Genomic DNA, 17,479 nt, shown 5'->3' on the forward strand with positions numbered 1-17,479 from the left:
CCAATGCGGTCATCGAAAGCAGTCGTGGTGATTGGCTCGACAAGGCCCCACTGCGGCCGCTCGGCTCATTGCAAAGCGAGAGTACCGCCGCGCCATCGCCGCGTTGAGGTATTCGAACCGGGAATGCCCAAATTGACTTCGAGGGCAATTGGCGAGGCAACTGTATACTTCCTATCGCAAGCGCACGGTCAAGACTACGTGGCGGCATCGTCGATCCGATCCCTAAGTGCGGAAGCCGGACCGTGAACGGCTATAAAAGCGTTTGCCTTTGCTATTTGACATCCCCGTCGCGTTAGGCTCACCCTGCACGTTCTCGCAGGGGGACGCCAACGTGGAAGAGGCATTCTATTTCGGCCCGTTCTCGATAGTGCCCACCCGACGCAGCCTGTCGCGGAACGGCAGCGTGGTTCCGCTGGGAAGCCGTGCCCTGGATATCCTCCTGTTTCTTGTCTCCCATCCCGGCGAGTTGAAGACCAACGCGGAGATTGTCAGGCAAGTCTGGCCCGACACTTTCGTGGATGAGGCCAATCTCCGGGTGCACGTCTCCGCCCTAAGGAAAGCGCTAGGGGACACGCAGCGCGAGCCGCGATTCATCGCAAACATACCGGGCCGCGGGTACACCTTCATCGCCCCAGTGGAGCGCCGCGGCCCCGCGGCCGTTTCCCCGAGACCGCCTCACCAGCTTCGGCCCGAGCGTCCCGAGCCCCGCATCTTCGGACGCGACCACGCTGTCGCGGCGATCTCCGATCAGCTTAGCAAGGGGCGCCTGGTGACCGTCACCGGCCCCGGAGGAATGGGCAAGTCCACCGTCGCAAGAGCGGTCGTCTCGCGAGCCGTGAGAGACAACGAGGTCCTCTGGATCGGCCTGTCAGAGCTCTGGAACGGCAACTTGATCCCGACCGTCGTTGCCTCCAGATTGGGCATCCTCGCCAGGACCGACGACCTCATGCGCGAAATCGCCTCGGTCCTGCAATCGCGCAACATGCTGTTGGTAATGGACAGTTGCGAACATCTCGTAACCAGCGCTGCCAAATACGCGGAGAACCTCCTGGCTGACACGACAAACCTGCGCATCCTCGCCACCAGCCGCGAGCCGCTGCGCGCGGAGGGAGAACGCGTCCACCGTCTCCCGTCCCTCGATCTGCCGCCGCCGGCCACGGCGGAGATCGCGTTGAAATCGCCTGCCGTCCAGTTGTTCGTCGCGCGGGCGGACGCCTGCCTCGGGGCTACGAGCTGACCAATGAAGACGCGCCGCATGCCGTCGATATCTGCACGAGGCTGGATGGCATTGCCTTGGCCATCGAACTCGCCGCCGGCCGGCTTGAAGCGATCGGCGTCAATGCGCTTTCCCGTTCCCTGACCGACTGCTTTAAGGTGCTTACAAGAGGGCGGCGAACCGCCCTTCCGCGCCACCAGACGCTCCGTCCCACACTGGATTGGAGTTATCTCCTCTTGCTGCCGCAGGAGCAGCAAGCCCTCAGAGAACTATCCGTCTTCCGCGGGCGCTTCACGCTCGAGGCCGCAAGCGCCGTTCTCTCGGACCCAGAGGCCGACGAGCTTATCGCCGCCCTCGTCGCCAAATCCGCCGCGTTTCGATCCTGAAACGCTAGTCTAGCGCGCCTGCGGGGAGAACAGGCGCAACCCGTGAGTGATCTCATCGAATGCTCGCGACTAGAGCAGTTGAGCGCGACCGAGAGCTACCGTGGAGAAATAACAATCGCTTATTCTCTACAAGAAACGCAGGCAAGACGGAGGCAGCAGTTTTCAATTCCGCATCAAGGGGTTGCACGACAACGCTGCCGCGCGTCGATAAAATCAGGAGAGTGAGCCGCCATCTCGACCCGCTCACGCGCTGTCGGGACACCGGACCGCTGCCAACTCTATTTCATAAATGGGTGCCCTAGAGGGGGCGGCGGGTTACTTACGCTAGGGCGCCGTCAGCCCTCCAAAGACCAGTAAACCGCCGAGAAATATCGCCGCGAACAGCACGCATGTGTAGAAGCCGGGCTCCCGAAAGACCCGCATATCCTTTCGCAGGCTCATCGATGGGCACTCCTGCATTCTTATCAAAACGCATCACGGGAGCCGCAGTTCCAACTCCTCTTCTCCGGCAGGAACAAAGAACCGTCTCGCCCGTTTACTTGCGGCGCCGAGCATCGGCCGACGCGCCCAAGGTCAATAATATGCGTTTCTTGCATTTATACTGCTGCTCTGCAGCGCTTCTGGCCTTTTCCTCGTTGACCGCCTCCGGCCAACCGCCAAAAGACCGTCCTTCCGTGTCGGCTCCGCCCTTCGCCGATGCCACTGACGATGCGGAATGGAGTATGCCGACGAAAAATACGGCGGCTACACGCTTTAGCGAATTGTCGGAAATCAACGTCGAGACAGTGAAGGATCTGCGCGTCGCATTCACCTTTTCCACCGGCGTCAACAAGGGTCATGAAGGCGCCCCGCTTGTGGCCGGCAGTTTGATGTTCATCATCTCGCCTTATCCAAACATCGCTTATGCGCTCGACCTGACACGACCGGGAGCGCCGGTGAAATGGCAGTACAACGCCAAGCCGGACGCCTCCGCTCAAGGGGTCGCCTGCTGCGATGTCGTCAATCGTGGCCCCACCTATTCCAACGGCCGGCTGTTCTTCACGACGCTCGATGCCCACGTGGTGGCGCTCGATGCAAATAGCGGCCGTGAGATCTGGAAGGTGAAGCTCGGCGAGATCAATCGCGGCGAGACCATGACAATGGCGCCGCTCGTCGTGAGGGACAAGGTGATCGTTGGCATATCCGGCGGCGAGTACGGGGTGCGCGGCTGGATTCAGGCGCTCAACGCGGCCGACGGCAAGACCCTATGGAAAGCCTTCAGCACCGGCCCCGACCAGGACGTGAAGATCGGAGCGGGCTTCAAGCCCTTCTACGAAGGGGATCGGGGCAAGGATCTCGGAGTCTCGACATGGCCTCCCAATGCCTGGGAAATCGGCGGCGGCACCGTCTGGGGGTTCACGAGCTACGATCCCGAACTCGAGCTGATCTTCCATGGCACGGCCAATCCTGGTCCGTGGAACCCGAACCAGCGGCCGGGCGACAATAAATGGACCGACACCGTCTTCGCACGAGACCCCGATACCGGCGAGGCGCGTTGGGCCTATCAGTGGAACCCGCATGATTATCATGACTGGGACGGAATCAACGAGAACATTCTCGTCGACGTGGAATGGCAGGGCAGGCCGCGAAAAGCCCTGGTCCACCCCGACCGGAATGGGCTGGTGTATCTGCTCGACCGCACAACGGGCGAAGTTCTCTCGGCCAACTTGTATCACCCCGTCAACACACATCAGGGCGTCGACCTCAAGACCGGCCGGATCAAGATGAACGAGAAGAAATATCCGCACGAGGGCAAGGTGATCCGCGACGTCTGCCCGACCGCGCCTGGGGCGAAGGACTGGAGCCCGTCCTCCTTCTCTCATCAGACCGGCCTTCTCTATATCCCACACAACAACATGTGCATGGATTGGGAAAGCACCGAAGCGAACTTCATCGCCGGAACCCCTTACGTCGGCGCCGAGGTGCGCATGTATGCCGGGCCCGGCGGCCATCTTGGCGAGCTCTCCGCCTGGGACATCGTCGCCGGAAAGGAAGTCTGGACGATCAAGGAGCGCTTCCCCGTCTGGGGCGGTACGATCGCTACCGCCGGCGGCCTGGTTTTCTACGGCAACATGGAAGGCTGGTTCAAAGCGGTCGACGCGAAGACTGGCGAAGTGCTGTGGCAGTTCAAGACCGCGTCCGGGATCATCGGCCAGCCGACAACCTATCGCGGTCCCGACGGCAAGCAGTACGTCGCCGTTCTTTCCGGCGTAGGCGGCTGGGCGGGTTCGATCGTCTCCGGCGATCTCGATCCGCGCGACGGAACCGCCGCCCTCGGCTTCGTCAACGCCATGGCCGACCTGAAGCAGGCCACCACAAAGGGGGGCAGTCTTTATGTCTTCGCGCTGCCTTAGCGCCACGGCAGCCTTGCTGCTCTGCCTCTGCGCCTCGAAGCTCGAGTCGCGCGAACTGAAGGTCTGCGCCGACCCGAACAACATGCCATTCTCCAACGAGCGCGGCGAAGGCTTTGAGAACAGAATTGCCGAGTTGCTGGCCCGTGAGCTCAATGCGACGCTTGCCTATACCTGGCGAGCGCAGCGTCGCGGCTTCCTTCGGGAGACGCTTAACGCAGGGCGCTGCGACGTCGTTATCGGCGTTCCGACCGAGTTGGAGAGCCTCGGCACGACCCGTCCCTATTATCGCTCGGCCTATGTTTTCGTCACGCGTGACGACGCGGCGTCCGTCGCGTCCTTGGACGATCCGTCGCTTCGCAATATGCTGGTCGGCGTTCAACTCGTCGGCGACGACGGCTGGAACACACCGCCCGCGCATGCGCTGACCCGCCGCGGCATCGTCGACAACGTCCGCGGCTATACTCTCTATGGCGACTATCGCGAGCCCAGCCCGAACGCCACGATCGTTTCCGCCGTGGCCCACGGCGAAATCGACATAGCGCTCGCCTGGGGCCCAACTGGCGGCTACTTTGCCGCACGCGAGCAGCCGCGCCTGCATGTCAGAGCCGTCAAGCCTCTCGATGAGCCCGGCCTGCCGATGGCCTGGCATATTTCCCTCGGCGTTCGCAAGCGCGACAAAGCGCTACGCGCCGAAATGGACACCCTGCTGGCGCGGCTCGCGCCGCAAATCGATGCGATTCTGAGCGAATATGACATACCGCGCGTCCCGCCTGCGACCAGGTCGGCAGGTGTTGAGCCATGAAGCATCTGCTATCGATCGCTGCCGCTCTCGCCGTTCTTGCCGCTTGCGAGCGGGAGGACCGGGAATTTCGCCCCTCGCCCGTCGCAACCGAGGGCGAGGCGTCGATCACCTTGTCCAGCATCTCGCCGGGCGTCGTCGGACTGGGGACACCGAGGGACATCGGAAAGGCCTATGAAGAGAACGCCTATCATCTGAGCGAAGGCAAACGACTCTTCAACTGGTTCAATTGCAAAGGCTGCCACGCTAATGGCGGCGGTGGCTCCGGTCCGGCATTGATGGATGACAGCTGGATCTATGGTGGCGAGTTCCAGAACATCGCCCAGACAATTCGCGAAGGGCGCCCGAACGGCATGCCTTCCTTCCGGGGGAAGATTCCGGATGAGCAAATCATGCAGATCGCGGCTTACGTCCGTTCGATGGAGCGGCAGGTGCACCAGGACGCTGCACCCAGCCGCGACGATGATCTGATGCCGCGGCCGTCCGAGCATCGGCTGCCGACGTCGCCCCCGGTCGCGGGCGGAACGGTCCCGCCATCCGGCCAAGCACCGCAGTGAGGCTGCGATGCTTGACCGGCGCTCCGTCCTGCTGCTCCTCCCGCTCATCCTGGCAGGTTGCGCCGGCTGGCAATCCGTGCTCGACCCTGAGGGCCCGCGGGCGGATCTGCTGGCGAATCTGTTCTGGGTGTTCACCGCCATCGTTGCCGCGGTTTGGCTCATGACCATGGCGGTACTGGTCCTTGCGCTCCTGCGGCGGCGCGCCGCTCGAGCCGACCCGCTCGTGCTCGAGCCGGAGGCCGAGCGGAGCATGGCGCGCGCCGTCGGCGCGGCGGCAGCGCTGACCGCTGCAATCGTCGTGGCGCTCACACTGGTGAGCTACGGTGCGCAGCGAGCCCTGTTCGACAGCCACGAGGCTGAACTGACGCTGCTGGTCAAGGGCCACCAGTGGTGGTGGGAGGTAACCTATGAGGACGCTCAACCCTCCCGGAGCTTCACCACCGCCAATGAAATCCATGTTCCCGTCGGTGAACCGGTTCTTCTCAAGCTACGGTCCTCGGACGTCATCCATTCCTTCTGGGTGCCGAGTCTCGCGGGCAAGATGGATCTTATCCCCGGGCGCGAGAACCTGCTCATCATCGAGGCAACCAGGGAGGGTGTCTATCGGGGACAGTGCGCGGAATTCTGCGGCTGGCAACACGCGCATATGGCGATGACCGTGGTCGCGCATTCCGCTGAGGACTTCGAGCGCTGGCGAGAGAGCCAGATCAGCGCAGCCAAGCCGCCCGATAATCCGGTGCGCAAGCGCGGCATGGAGATCTTCCTGACCCGGCCATGCGTGATGTGCCACCAGATCCGCGGCACGCCGGCAGCGGGCAGGGTGGCGCCGGACCTGACTCATTTCGGCAGCCGTTTACATCTGGCCGCCGGCACGCTCGCCAACAACCGGGGTAATCTGGCCGCCTGGATAATCGACCCGCAGGGCATCAAACCCGGCGCGCACATGCCGCTGGTGAAGCTCGGAGCGGAGGAAATCGAACCGCTGGTGAGCTATCTAGAGGGCTTAAGGTGAGCGAGACGGTTCTAAGGTCCCCCAGCAAGGAAGCGCTCGACACCGATGTCAAAGACGGCGAGCTGCCGGCGCGGCTTGCCGCCACCTGGGGCACGGCCGCCGGGCTAATCGGCGCCCTTTCTACCGTCGACCACAAGATCATCGGCCGTCGCTATATCATCACCGGTTTCTTCTTCCTCTTCCTCGGCGGACTCGCGGCCGTTGCGATACGCCTCCAGCTCGCGCGACCCGACAACACGCTCATCGGCCCGGACCTTTACGACCAGATCTTCACCATGCACGGCACGACGATGATGTTCCTCTTCGGCGTGCCGATCGGCGAGGCGATGGCGGTCTATCTCGTGCCGCTGATGGTCGGCACGCGCAACATCGCCTTCCCGAGGCTGAACGCCTTTTCCTATTACGTCTATCTGTTCGGCGGCCTGATGATCTGGATCGCGTTCGCGCTCAATATCGGACCCGACAACGGTTGGTTCTCCTATGTGCCGCTTGCCGGCCCGGAATTTTCCCCGGGCAAGCGGGCCGATTTCTGGGCTCAGATGGTGACGTTCACCGAAGTCTCGGCGCTTGCGGTCGCGGTCGAGATTATAATTACGGTCTTGAAGCTGCGCGCGCCGGGTATGACGCTCGACCGTATCCCGCTTTTCGTCTGGGCAATGTTCGTGAATGCCTTCCTGATCATCTTCGCGATGCCCGCGGTGATGCTGGGCTCGACGATGCTCATCCTCGACCGCCTGCTCGATACCCACTTCTTCAACCAGGCCGAGGGAGGCGACCCGCTGCTCTGGCAGCACCTTTTCTGGTTCTTCGGACACCCCGAAGTCTACATCATCTTCCTGCCGGGCACGGCTTTCGTCTCGGCCATCGTGGCGACCTTCGCCCGCCGCCCGGTATTCGGCTATTCGGCTGTCGTGCTTTCTCTCATTGCAACTGGCTTTCTCTCCTTCGGCCTCTGGGTCCATCACATGTTCACCACCGGCCTGCCGCAGCTCGGCGCGACCTTCTTCACCGCCTCCAGCATGATGATCGCCATTCCCTCGGGCATCCAGATCTTCTGCTGGATCGCGACGCTGTGGGACGGCAAGCCGGTCTATCGCACGCCGCTTCTCTTCGTGCTCGGCTTCTTCTTCATCTTCGTGGCTGGCGGTCTTTCCGGCATCATGCTTGCCTCGGTGCCGATCGACACACAGGTTCACGACACCTACTTCGTGGTGGCACATTTCCATTATGTCCTGATCGGTGGCGCCGTCTTTCCGCTAATCGGCGCGATCTACTACTGGTTCCCCAAGTTCACCGGCCGGATGCTGAGGGAGGGGCTGGGCCGCTGGCACTTCTGGCTTGCCCTCATCGGCTTCAACATCGCCTTCTTCCCGATGCATATCTCTGGCCTCAGGGGCATGCCCCGGCGGGTCTATACCTATCCCGCCGAGATGGGCTGGGATGCGCTGAACCTCGTCTCAACGCTAGGCGCGACACTGTTCGTCGCAAGCTTCCTCGTCTTCCTCTACAACGTCGTTGTCAGCAGCCGTGGAGGCGAGATCGCAGGCGACAATCCCTGGGACGCCTCTACCCTCGAATGGGCGACCACGTCGCCACCCCCACCGCACAACTTCGACCACGTGCCGTTCGTCACCAGCCGCGAACTGCTTTGGGCCGAGCGCCAGACGCTACCTGTAGTGGCGGGACTTGCCGTCGACAAACGGGAGGTGCTCGTCACGACAACGACACAGGCACTTCCCGATCTAAAGGAAAGCTCACCTGATCCGACGATCTGGCCGTTAATTTCCGCGATAGTCGTGACGGCCATTTTCATCGGCAGTATTTTCACGCCGTGGGCGGTCGCCTGGGGTGCTCCCGTCGCCTCTTTCGTCATCATTGCCTGGTTCTGGCCGAAGAGCACTGAGGAGAACGTTTAGATGGAGCACCGCGTCGTTCGAGATCTGACTGAACTGCCGAGCTACGCATTCGGTCCGCGCATGACCATGTGGTGGGGCACGCTGGCCTTCTGCGTGCTCGAGGGGACCGGCTTCGCGCTGGTGCTTGCGGGTTATCTCTATCTCGCCTTCATCAACCCAGAGTGGCCGCTCGGCCCGCCACCGCCTTTACTCTGGTCGGGCATCTTCACACTCGCGACACTGGCGAGCCTCGTTCCCAATTTCTTCGTCGAGCGGGCCGCGCGCCAGGAGAACCTCTCCAGAGTCCGCCTCCTTCTGGTCGTGATGAGCGCCGCTGGTCTACTGGTCACCGGTGTCCGCGTGATGGAATTCGCGGTGCTTCCGGTACGATGGGATTTCAATGCCTATGGCTCGCTGCTCTGGGTGATTCTCGGGCTCCATGCGACGCATCTCGTCACCGATGTCGTTGACACCGTGGTCGTCACGGTCCTGATGTTCACTCGCCATGGATTCGGCAAGCGCTTCAGCGACGTCGAAGACAATGCCTTCTATTGGAATTTCGTGGTCCTCTCCTGGCTGCCCACCTATGCCGTCCTCTATTGGGTGCCGCGGCTATGATCGCAAGGGTACTCCATGACGGCCTCCCCTCGTCCGGGCTCTATGTCAGCCCTGTCGCATGGCTCCTCAGCACGCAGATCAACTACATGCTGCCGGGGGTCGCCTGTCGCACCGGCCTACCCGCCGTGCTCATCGCTGGCCTGGCGCTGGCGCTCGTCAGTGCGTTTTCCGCCTTCCTATCCTGGCGTGCCTGGCTGGTGCTGGCCGGGCCCGCACCCTTCGCGCAGGAAGAGGGCCGCCCCCACGGCTTTGTCGCGCTCCTCGGGACAACGGCTGCGGTCCTCTTCACCCTTGTGATCCTGCTGCATGCATCAGCCAATCTGTTCCTCACTGGGTGCGAACGATGAGGATCGCGCTTGTTACACTGTTCACGCTTTTTGCTGCCGAAGCGGTGGCGCACGAGCTGGGCGTTGGACCGGACGACTCCTGGACCTCGCTCTGGGCGGCCGCGCCCCTAGCGCTCGCGTCGTACGCCTATGCTGTCGGCATGTGCCGGCTTTGGTCCGCATCCCGGCTGGGCAGGGCCGTCCATCTGAGGCGGGCCACATGCTTCGGCCTTGCCTGGTTATCGTTGGTAATCGCGCTACTCTCGCCGTTGGACGGGCTGTCCACGCAACTCTTCACCGCCCACATGGTGGAACACGAGATCCTCATGGTGGTCGCCGCTCCGCTGCTCGTATTGTCTCGGCCGCTCGCACCTATGCTCTGGGCATTGCCACGGAAGGTCAGGTCGGCCGTCGGCCGCGCACTCGGCAGTAGCATTTTCCTCTTTCCGATCCGCAAATTGGCCATGAGCCCGCTTGCCGCAACTGCACTGCACGCGGTGGTTCTCTGGCTGTGGCATGCCCCAAGCCTTTATACGGCCGCTCTCGCCGAACAGCCGATCCATTGGCTTCAGCATCTCAGCTTCTTCTGCACCGCATTGCTGTTTTGGTGGGCTCTGCTCTTTGGCTGCGGTCGGCGAGAATACGGTGCAGCTATCTTCTATCTTTTCGCGACCGCGCTTCAGTCCGGCTTCCTCGGCATCCTGCTCGCTTTGGCGCGCGTCCCGCTTTATCCGAGCCAAGGCATTGCCGCAGTTAGGTGGGGCCTCTCGCCTATCGAGGACCAGCAGCTTGCCGGCCTTATCATGTGGGTACCGGCGGGAATGGTCTACTTCATCGCCGCCCTTGCGCTCGCCGCGCTCTGGATAAGAGGCTCCAGCGCATACATTCACGGAGAAAACTGCTATGATCTCCATGCGCGCTAACAGCGGCTGGAAGGGTGCATTCTTGGTTGTAGCCCTGTCCGCAACCGCAATTCTTGTCTATGGCGGCTATACACTGAAGGCGGCCTCTGAACGCCGGGCCGCGGCGATCGCAATCGCGGGGGGCGAGCCGGACAATGGCCCGGCGCTGCTGGCCCGGTACGGCTGCCGGGGCTGCCACGCCATCCCTGGGGTGGCTGGCGCAGGCAATCGCGTCGGGCCACCCCTGAATGGTCTTGGCGACAGCGTTTATATTGCCGGCGTTGTACCCAACACGCCGGACAACCTCGTCCGCTGGATCGAGAAGCCGCACGAAGTCGACCCACGCACGGCGATGCCGGCGACTGGTATTTCCAAAAGTGAGGCCCGAGACGTGGCTGCCTACCTTTACTCGCTGCGCTGAGCATCCTTCCCGGGCAACGCGAGGAGGTAAGCTCGGTTTGAGGAGTCGGTACGATGGGCTCAAACGCATTCAGTCGATCGCCTGGTTCGAACCCAACGATATTGGCCCGGCCCCTCGACGAGCTTCGGTCGAGCGCCCATCAACGGCCTTGGCTTCGCGCTCATTTCATCCGCTGGTGCCTGGCGGTCTTGCCGCTACCTAGCGTGTCCAAAGTCTTGCTCCATAAGTGAAGGGCACGATATCTCGCAGCGCCTCGCCACGCATAAGCGACGCTACGGCGCAGAGTGCAAGCGAGGCGGCGAGAGAGCTCATAAGGGCTCATTGTGAACTTCAAAGATTACCGCTCATTTGAAAGAAACTGCCTGAAGCGCTCGGATTTTGGGTTCCGAAAAACGTCGGCAGGATGCCCCTCTTCCTCGACAACGCCCTTGTGCAGAAACATAACCCTAGTGGATACGTCGCGTGCGAAGGCCATCTCATGGGTGACCACGAGCATAGTTCGGCCTTCTTCAGCGAGTGAACGCATAACTTTCAGCACCTCGCTAACGAGCTCCGGATCCAGCGCGGAGGTCGGCTCATCGAAGAGCATGACCCTTGGTCGCTGTGCTAGCGCACGCGCGATTGCGGCCCGTTGCTGTTGCCCACCGGACAAGTGCCCTGGGTAGAAGTTGCGCTTGTCGGCAATACCGACCCGCTCGAGTAAAGCCTCCGCCTCTTCAATGCATTCGGCGCGATTGCGCTTTTGCACGTGCACGGGTGCTTCGATCACGTTCTCGAGGATCGTCATGTGCGACCACAGATTGAAGCTCTGGAACACCATTCCAATGTGTTCGCGAAGGCGGTCGACTTGCCGCCGATCGGCTGGCTCCGTTTTGTAGCGTCCCTTTTTCAGCCGAAACATTTCGCCGCCAATACGGACTTCACCGCTGTCGGGGACTTCGAGCATATTGATGCACCTTAACATCGTCGACTTTCCGGATCCGGATGAGCCGAGGATCGAGATCACGTCACCTTCCTGCGCTTCGAGGGAAACTCCCTTCAGAACTTCAAGCGGACCAAAGCGTTTGCGGAGGTCCTTAACTGAGACGGCGGCTGTTTTGTTTTTATTGTCAGCCGTGAGAAACGTTCCCCTGTCAGACATGCGTACTCCCGTTATGCCAAAGTTGGTGGCCTCATGCGGAGATGGGGCGAGAGCCAGAATTCAACGATCATCATCAAACGCGTGACGAGGAAGGTGATCGCAAGATAGATCGCACCGGCGACGATGAAGACCTCGAAGGCTCGGAAACTGTCGGCAATCAGCTTGCCCGCGAGGCCGGTGACCTCCATGATGGTGATCACGGAGGCCAGCGCCGTCGCCTTGAGCATCAGAATGACCTCGTTGCCGTAGGCTGGAAGTGCATGCCGGATGGCGATTGGCAGAACGATGCGCCTGAACAGCAGCGGGCCTGACATGCCGCAGGCACGTGCGGCCTCAACCTGCTGGACGGAAACGGCGTTCAAGCCTCCGCGGAAGATCTCGCTGGTATAGGCCGCTGTGTTCAATGTCAGTGCGATCACTGCACACCAATAGGGCTCGCGGAAGATTGCCCAAAGGCCGAGTTCCTGCAGCAATGGTCGGAATTGCCCAAGGCCGTAATAAATGAGGAACATCTGTACAAGCAGCGGCGACCCTCGAAAGACGAAGACGTAGCCTCGGGTGAAACCACGGCCGACCGGCCCCCCGACCACCGCAACAAGCGAAATGATAAGCGCAAGGATGCCGCCGGCAAAAATGGACGTCGCTGCGAGCTCCAGTGTGAGCGGCAACCCCGTCAGGAGGATGAGAAAAGTCTCCCACATGAATGCAATGTCCATCACAGAGAACTCCGGGTGCCGCGCATGGTTCTCGTTTCCAAATGGCGGAAGGCGATCGACGATGCCCAGGTGATGACGAGATAGAGGACGATGGCGGTCAGGTAGAACTCGAACGGGCGCCGTGTCGAACCGGCCGCGATCTGAGATTGACGCAGAAGTTCGACCAGGCCGGTGATGGAGATCAGCGCCGACTCCTTCAGCACTAGTTGCCAGGTATTGCCCAATCCCGGAATAGCGTAGCGCAGAACCAGGGGTGCGACGATGCGGCGAAACTTCGGCCAGGGCCGCATCCCGACAGCACTCGCGGCCTCGAGCTCGCCGCTGGCAACCGATTTGAAGGCGCCACGAAACACTTCGGATTGATATGCAGCGGAAACAACGCCGAGCGCCAATGTGCCGGTGAGGAAAGCCGGCATCCCAATGAAGCCTTGATAGCCAAAGAGGCCGCCGAGATACCCCAGAAATGCGCTGCCGCCAAAATAGAACAGGTAGATGACAAGGAGATCGGGCACACCGCGCAGGATGGTCGTGTAAGCATCCGCCAGCCAACGGAGCACTATGTAGCGCGACAGCTTCATAAAGGTGACGACTGATCCCAGGATCGTACCCGCCAGGAAGCCGCAGATCGAGACCCCGAGCGTCATGGCCGATGCACTAAGAAGCAATGTGCCCCAACCGGTCTCGCCAAAGCCGACGAGCGCCAAGTACCTGTCAATGAGTTCCATGCGTATCGGCCTCTCTGCGCCAGGCGAGTTAATCCATAGCCCGTCGATGCGCCCAGATGCGCTGCAGTTTCGACATGTTCTTTAGTGAGCTCTGAACATGCGCTCGAGCAGCCGCTTCGGCCGCCTCGGGGTCGCGCGCGCAGATGGCATCAGCAATGGCCCGGTGCTCATCCAGATCGGTATGTTCGAGATCCACCCACAGAACCTCGAGCCAAAGCGCCAGCCGCAGCTGTTGATAGACCTGCTCGCTTAATCGAGTGAGCGCATCATTGCGAGCCGCCTCCAGAATGACACGGTGGATGTAAAGGCCAAGATCAAGGTTTCGGGCCGCATCGGAAGGAGTGTCGTTGGCACTTTCCTTGAGCTCGACCATCTGCGCGATGACGCCGCGGAGCCTATCGAGGTCTTCTTCCGTCGCCGTGACGCACGCGAGCCGGGCCGCACACACATCGAGCGCCTCCCTGACAACCAGAAGGTTGCAGAACGCGGTGATATCCAAGTCCGAAACCGTGTAGCCGAGGTTTCTCTGGCCGACGACCAAACCTTCCTCTTCAAGCTTCATCAACGCTTCACGAAGAGGAGTGCGGCTTACTCCAAGCCTCTTGGCGAGAGCGTTTTCGGAGAGCCGCTCGGAAGGCCGAAGCTGTCCGGTGAGGATCAAATCCTTAAGTCGAGCATATGTCGTCTCACGCAGCGAAGCGCGCGGCTCGTTTTTGGTGAGTGTCAAACCAGTCCCCTTTCATAGCCCTCGGCCCCGAAGCCGGACTACCGCAAAGAAAGATATCGTTTTTCCTCTTGCCAGATCAAGCGGCATACAGATATGTATACAACATTGCCCACAGCATTCAATCGGATTTTGTCGATGTGGGGAATTGGCAGTACCCAGGGGGAAAAAGGGCAAAATGGAGGACCTTACATGCCCGAGATCTTAAGCCTTGAGGAACTCCGTGCCCGATTTGGGAACGCGTCTGGGGCTGACATTTTCGACCCCGAGTTTCGCAAGGTCGCGGACCAGGTCTTCGGCAAAGGCGATCGCCGCCAGGCGCCCTATTGCGGCGTTCCGACATTGCTGAAAGCTCCTCTTCGGCAAGATGCTGCGCCCCCCTTTACGGATATCGATGTGGCGCTCCTCGGCATTCCGTTGGATCTGGGCGTGACGAACCGCCCCGGTGCGCGCTTCGGCCCTCGCGCCGTTCGTAACGTCGAGAGAGTAGGGCCCTATGATCACGTGTTGCGTGCGGTCCCCGCCACGCACGTCCGTGTCGCAGATGTGGGCGACGTCCCTTTTCGCAGCCGTTTCGATCTCGTTAGTTCTCACGAGGATATCGAGCGGTATGTTCGCGGCCTGGTCGACGCTGGCGTTGTGCCGCTCTCGGTTGGCGGTGATCACTCCATAGGACTGCCGTTGCTTCGCGCCGTCGGCCGCGATCGTCCGGTGGGCATGATCCACATCGATGCCCATTGCGATACGAGCGGCTCGTTTGAAGGCTGCAAGTTTCATCATGGCGGTCCGTTCCGGCAAGCCGTACTTGACGGCGTGCTGGATCCCCGCCGGACGATCCAAATCGGTATTCGTGGCAATTCCGAATATCTGTGGGAGTTTTCCTACGCCTCGGGAATGACAGTCATTCACGCCGAGGAGGTTGAGGAACTCGGCATCAAACACGTGATCGAAAAGGCTCGCGCGGTCGCGGGCGACGGCCCGACCTATGTCAGCTTTGACGTGGATGCCTTGGACCCGGCATTTGCGTCAGGCACCGGTACACCGGAAGTGGGAGGGCTCACCTCCGCGCAGGCGCTCGGCATCCTTCGCGGCCTATCCGGTCTCGACATTGTCGGCGGTGACGTCGTCGAGGTCGCGCCTCAATACGATCCGACAACGAATACGGCGCAGATCGCCGCTCAGGTCTTATTCGAAATCCTCTGCCTTGCCGCAGAGGCGACAAGGATCCGCGCGTTCCGGCAAATCGAGCCATCACGCTGATCAAAAGCAAGTCCCGCTCAATAATGAGCGCCAAACCAAGAAGGGGAATGAAAATGAGAACAATCGAACTTGCACTCGCCAGCATGGTTCTGGGCGCGGCTGCTACGAGCGGCGCCTACGCCCAGGGCAAGCCAGCCGAAATCACCATTGCCACTGAAGGCGCCTACGAGCCGTGGAACTTCACAGGACCCGACGGGAAGCTTGCTGGTTTTGAGATCGATCTCGCCAATGATCTTTGCGGCCGCATGAAGATCAAATGCAACATTGTCGCGCAGGACTGGGACGGGCTTATCCCCTCACTGATCGCCAAGAAGTTCGATGTCATCATGGCATCGATGATCGTCACGGAGAAGCGCCTTGCCGTCATCTCCTTCAGCGAACCTTACGCGCCAACGGCGGCAGCATTCATGGTTGAAAAATCGGGCCCGCTCGCCAGTCTCCCCGGCACCGGAACGAATATCGATCTTGCGGGCGACAAAGCGAAGGTCGAACAGGAATTGCAGCCTCTTCGGGACGCCCTGAACGGCAAGGCGATTGGCGCTCAGGTCTCCACGGCAAACGTCGCTTTCCTTGATACTTATTTCAAGGATGTCGTCGATCCGCGCGAATACAAGACCGTCGAGCAGCACGACCTCGATCTGCAGGCGGGTCGCATCGACGCTGTCATAGCGCAGAAGACATCGCTGACCGCGACGCTGTCGAAGGAGGACTTCAAAGACTACACCATCGCCGGCCCGACCTTCACCGGCGGGGTATTCGGCCAGGGTATCGCTGCCGGCGTTCGCAAGGACGACGCCGAACTCAAGGCCATGCTTGACGAGGCGATCCGCGCGGCGAAGTCTGATGGGACGATCAACACCCTTTCGAAAAAGTGGATGAAGATCGGCCTCGAATAATCGACCGAAAACCATCCTCCCATCCACAAGAAAGACAGCCGCCGGACGCTCGAAAAGTTCGGCGGCTACATGGAACATGCCTGGAACACCACCGGAGAGCTATCGTGACCATTCTTCTCAATTCCCTGGAAGCGCGCGACGCGGCGTTTGTCCTTCATCCCTATACGAATGCGTCCCAGCATCTGCAGCACGGCCCGCTTGTGATTTCCGGGGGAGAAGGGATCTACATCGTCGACAGAGACGGCAATAAGTACATCGAGGGGCTCGGTGGTCTGTTTTGCGCTTCGCTTGGCTTTAGCGAACAACGGCTCGTCGACGCTGCCATGCGGCAAATGCAGGAATTGCCGTTCTATCACAGCTTTGGTGGCAAGTCGCATGAGACGGCAATCGAACTTGCCGAACGGCTGATCCGCCTTGCTCCGGTCCCGATGTCGAAAGTGTTCTTTGCCAATTCGGGTTCAGAGGCCAACGACACGGCTCTGAAACTTGTCTGGTACTATCACAATGCGATCGGCAAACCGGAAAAGAAGAAGGTCATCTCCCGCTGGCGTGCCTATCATGGGGTGACAATTGCCTCCGCAAGTCTCACGGGATTGCCGAACAACCATCGCGATTTCGATCTGCCGATCGGCGGGGTGCTTCATACCGATTGTCCTGAATATTATCGCTATGGTCTTTCCGGCGAGACCGAGGAAGAATTCGCGACGCGTTGCGCTGCATCGCTTGAGAATCTGATCCTTGCTGAGGGACCGGACACGATCGGCGCCTTCTTCGCCGAGCCGTTGATGGCGTCGGGTGGCTGCATCGTTCCCCCGCCGACCTATTACGACAAGATCCAGGCTGTGCTCCGGAAGTACGATATTTTGCTGATCGCCGATGAGGTGATCTGCGGCTTCGGCCGGCTCGGCACGATGTTCGGCTCAGAGAGCTTCGGCATGCAGCCCGACATGATTTCCATGGCCAAGCAACTGTCGGCGGCTTACCAGCCGATTTCCGCGCTGATGATCAACGAGAAAGTCCACGCCGCAATCGTCGCCGAGAGCGAGAAGATCGGCACCTTCGGGCACGGCTTTACCTATAGCGGTCACCCGGTCGCCACTGCAGTGGCCCTCGAGACCCTGAAAATCTACGAGGAAAGAGACATCGTAGGGCACGTCCAGAATGTCGCGCCGCTCTTCCAACGAAGACTCCGCGCGCTCGCAGAACATCCGCTCGTCGGAAACGCGCGTGGACGAGGCTTGATCGGTACGCTTGAGCTTGTTCGCAACAAGGAGACCAAGGAACCCTTCAATCCGGCGAACGGCGTCGCGATACATGCCGGCAAGCGAGCACAAGCGCACGGTGTCGTCACGCGTGCCATCGGCGACAACTACTCTCTTTGCCCACCTCTGATCATCACGGAAACGCAGATCAACGACATGTTCGACCGCTCGGAAAAGGCGCTCGATGACACCTATGCGTGGGCGCGCGCCAGCAACCTCTATTCATAAGG

16 protein-coding genes and 1 pseudogene are annotated in these 17,479 nt (G+C 60.9%); 13 read left to right on the forward strand and 4 right to left on the reverse strand.

What is annotated here, in order from left to right; all coding sequences use genetic code 11:
- Window positions 1-331: 331 nt before the first annotated feature.
- The 10 genes and pseudogenes from NXT3_RS20920 to NXT3_RS20965 form a co-directional block, all read left to right on the forward strand.
- Window positions 332-1,584, forward strand: a pseudogene (locus NXT3_RS20920) (ATP-binding protein); the annotation flags it as partial.
- 599 nt (window positions 1,585-2,183) lie between these two features.
- Window positions 2,184-3,995 (forward strand): methanol/ethanol family PQQ-dependent dehydrogenase, encoded by a 1,812-nt coding sequence (locus NXT3_RS20925; RefSeq protein WP_104840345.1) that lies wholly within the window; start codon window positions 2,184-2,186, stop codon window positions 3,993-3,995.
- Window positions 3,976-4,797, forward strand: coding sequence for a substrate-binding domain-containing protein (locus tag NXT3_RS20930; RefSeq protein ID WP_104840270.1), 822 nt, complete (start codon window positions 3,976-3,978; stop codon window positions 4,795-4,797). The genes NXT3_RS20925 and NXT3_RS20930 overlap by 20 nt, the downstream gene beginning before the upstream one ends.
- Window positions 4,794-5,351 (forward strand): c-type cytochrome, encoded by a 558-nt coding sequence (locus NXT3_RS20935; protein ID WP_104840271.1) that lies wholly within the window; start codon window positions 4,794-4,796, stop codon window positions 5,349-5,351. Before NXT3_RS20930 ends, NXT3_RS20935 begins: the two co-directional genes overlap by 4 nt.
- A gap of 7 nt (window positions 5,352-5,358) precedes the next feature.
- Window positions 5,359-6,363, forward strand: a complete 1,005-nt coding sequence (gene coxB / locus NXT3_RS20940; RefSeq protein ID WP_104840272.1) for a cytochrome c oxidase subunit II — start codon at window positions 5,359-5,361, stop codon at window positions 6,361-6,363.
- Window positions 6,360-8,279, forward strand: coding sequence for a cytochrome c oxidase subunit I (gene ctaD / locus NXT3_RS20945; RefSeq protein WP_104840273.1), 1,920 nt, complete (start codon window positions 6,360-6,362; stop codon window positions 8,277-8,279). The genes coxB and ctaD overlap by 4 nt, the downstream gene beginning before the upstream one ends.
- Window positions 8,280-8,876 carry a cytochrome c oxidase subunit 3 gene (locus NXT3_RS20950; protein WP_104840274.1) on the forward strand — a complete coding sequence of 199 codons (597 nt, stop codon included), beginning with the start codon at window positions 8,280-8,282 and terminating at the stop codon, window positions 8,874-8,876.
- Window positions 8,873-9,223, forward strand: a complete 351-nt coding sequence (locus NXT3_RS20955) for a hypothetical protein (protein ID WP_104840275.1) — start codon at window positions 8,873-8,875, stop codon at window positions 9,221-9,223. The genes NXT3_RS20950 and NXT3_RS20955 overlap by 4 nt, the downstream gene beginning before the upstream one ends.
- Window positions 9,220-10,125, forward strand: a complete 906-nt coding sequence (locus NXT3_RS20960) for a cytochrome c oxidase assembly protein (protein WP_104840276.1) — start codon at window positions 9,220-9,222, stop codon at window positions 10,123-10,125. Before NXT3_RS20955 ends, NXT3_RS20960 begins: the two co-directional genes overlap by 4 nt.
- A complete protein-coding gene (locus NXT3_RS20965) occupies window positions 10,106-10,525 on the forward strand; it encodes a c-type cytochrome (protein ID WP_234828132.1) in 420 nt (139 codons plus the stop codon). The genes NXT3_RS20960 and NXT3_RS20965 overlap by 20 nt, the downstream gene beginning before the upstream one ends.
- A 337-nt stretch (window positions 10,526-10,862) precedes the next feature.
- Here NXT3_RS20965 and NXT3_RS20970 read toward each other — a convergent pair whose 3' ends face one another.
- From NXT3_RS20970 to NXT3_RS20985, 4 genes are read right to left on the reverse strand one after another with little or no spacing between them, the layout of a single operon-like run.
- Window positions 10,863-11,666, reverse strand: a complete 804-nt coding sequence (locus NXT3_RS20970; RefSeq protein ID WP_104840277.1) for an ABC transporter ATP-binding protein — start codon at window positions 11,664-11,666, stop codon at window positions 10,863-10,865.
- Between the two features lie 11 nt (window positions 11,667-11,677).
- Complete coding sequence (locus NXT3_RS20975; RefSeq protein ID WP_104840278.1) at window positions 11,678-12,382, reverse strand: ABC transporter permease; 705 nt, start codon at window positions 12,380-12,382, stop codon at window positions 11,678-11,680.
- Window positions 12,382-13,107: an ABC transporter permease gene (locus NXT3_RS20980; protein WP_104840279.1), complete on the reverse strand. Its 726-nt coding sequence runs from the start codon at window positions 13,105-13,107 to the stop codon at window positions 12,382-12,384. The genes NXT3_RS20975 and NXT3_RS20980 overlap by 1 nt, the downstream gene beginning before the upstream one ends.
- Before the next feature lie 28 nt (window positions 13,108-13,135).
- Window positions 13,136-13,834, reverse strand: a complete 699-nt coding sequence (locus NXT3_RS20985) for a GntR family transcriptional regulator (RefSeq protein WP_104840280.1) — start codon at window positions 13,832-13,834, stop codon at window positions 13,136-13,138.
- Between the two features lie 189 nt (window positions 13,835-14,023).
- Between NXT3_RS20985 and speB the strand changes: the two genes are divergently transcribed.
- From speB to NXT3_RS21000, 3 genes are all read left to right on the forward strand, one after another.
- The gene (speB, locus tag NXT3_RS20990; RefSeq protein ID WP_104840281.1) at window positions 14,024-15,091 is read left to right on the forward strand and encodes an agmatinase; all 1,068 of its coding nucleotides are present in this window, start codon (window positions 14,024-14,026) and stop codon (window positions 15,089-15,091) included.
- A 53-nt stretch (window positions 15,092-15,144) separates the two neighbouring features.
- Complete coding sequence (locus tag NXT3_RS20995) at window positions 15,145-15,987, forward strand: lysine/arginine/ornithine ABC transporter substrate-binding protein (protein WP_104840347.1); 843 nt, start codon at window positions 15,145-15,147, stop codon at window positions 15,985-15,987.
- Window positions 15,988-16,091: 104 nt separating this feature from the next.
- Window positions 16,092-17,477 carry an aspartate aminotransferase family protein gene (locus NXT3_RS21000; RefSeq protein WP_104840282.1) on the forward strand — a complete coding sequence of 462 codons (1,386 nt, stop codon included), beginning with the start codon at window positions 16,092-16,094 and terminating at the stop codon, window positions 17,475-17,477.
- Window positions 17,478-17,479 lie beyond the last annotated feature (2 nt).

Origin of the sequence: Sinorhizobium fredii (assembly GCF_002944405.1) — a bacterium.
In the GTDB taxonomy this organism is placed as follows: Bacteria; Pseudomonadota; Alphaproteobacteria; order Rhizobiales; family Rhizobiaceae; genus Sinorhizobium; species Sinorhizobium fredii_C.

Excerpts from the sequence above, each read along its gene's own strand:
- NXT3_RS20930 (WP_104840270.1), top strand. The coding sequence starts at position 3,976 with ATGTCTTCGCGCTGCCTTAGCGCCACGGCAGCCTTGCTGCTCTGCCTC.
- NXT3_RS20925 (WP_104840345.1), top strand. The coding sequence starts at position 2,184 with ATGCGTTTCTTGCATTTATACTGCTGCTCTGCAGCGCTTCTGGCCTTT.
- NXT3_RS20995 (WP_104840347.1), top strand. The coding sequence starts at position 15,145 with ATGAGAACAATCGAACTTGCACTCGCCAGCATGGTTCTGGGCGCGGCT.
- NXT3_RS20980 (WP_104840279.1), bottom strand. The coding sequence starts at position 13,107 with ATGGAACTCATTGACAGGTACTTGGCGCTCGTCGGCTTTGGCGAGACC.
- NXT3_RS20970 (WP_104840277.1), bottom strand. The coding sequence starts at position 11,666 with ATGTCTGACAGGGGAACGTTTCTCACGGCTGACAATAAAAACAAAACA.
- NXT3_RS20965 (WP_234828132.1), top strand. The coding sequence starts at position 10,106 with ATGATCTCCATGCGCGCTAACAGCGGCTGGAAGGGTGCATTCTTGGTT.
- NXT3_RS20975 (WP_104840278.1), bottom strand. The coding sequence starts at position 12,382 with ATGGACATTGCATTCATGTGGGAGACTTTTCTCATCCTCCTGACGGGG.
- coxB (WP_104840272.1), top strand. The coding sequence starts at position 5,359 with ATGCTTGACCGGCGCTCCGTCCTGCTGCTCCTCCCGCTCATCCTGGCA.
- NXT3_RS20935 (WP_104840271.1), top strand. The coding sequence starts at position 4,794 with ATGAAGCATCTGCTATCGATCGCTGCCGCTCTCGCCGTTCTTGCCGCT.
- speB (WP_104840281.1), top strand. The coding sequence starts at position 14,024 with ATGCCCGAGATCTTAAGCCTTGAGGAACTCCGTGCCCGATTTGGGAAC.
- NXT3_RS20950 (WP_104840274.1), top strand. The coding sequence starts at position 8,280 with ATGGAGCACCGCGTCGTTCGAGATCTGACTGAACTGCCGAGCTACGCA.
- NXT3_RS20955 (WP_104840275.1), top strand. The coding sequence starts at position 8,873 with ATGATCGCAAGGGTACTCCATGACGGCCTCCCCTCGTCCGGGCTCTAT.
- NXT3_RS20960 (WP_104840276.1), top strand. The coding sequence starts at position 9,220 with ATGAGGATCGCGCTTGTTACACTGTTCACGCTTTTTGCTGCCGAAGCG.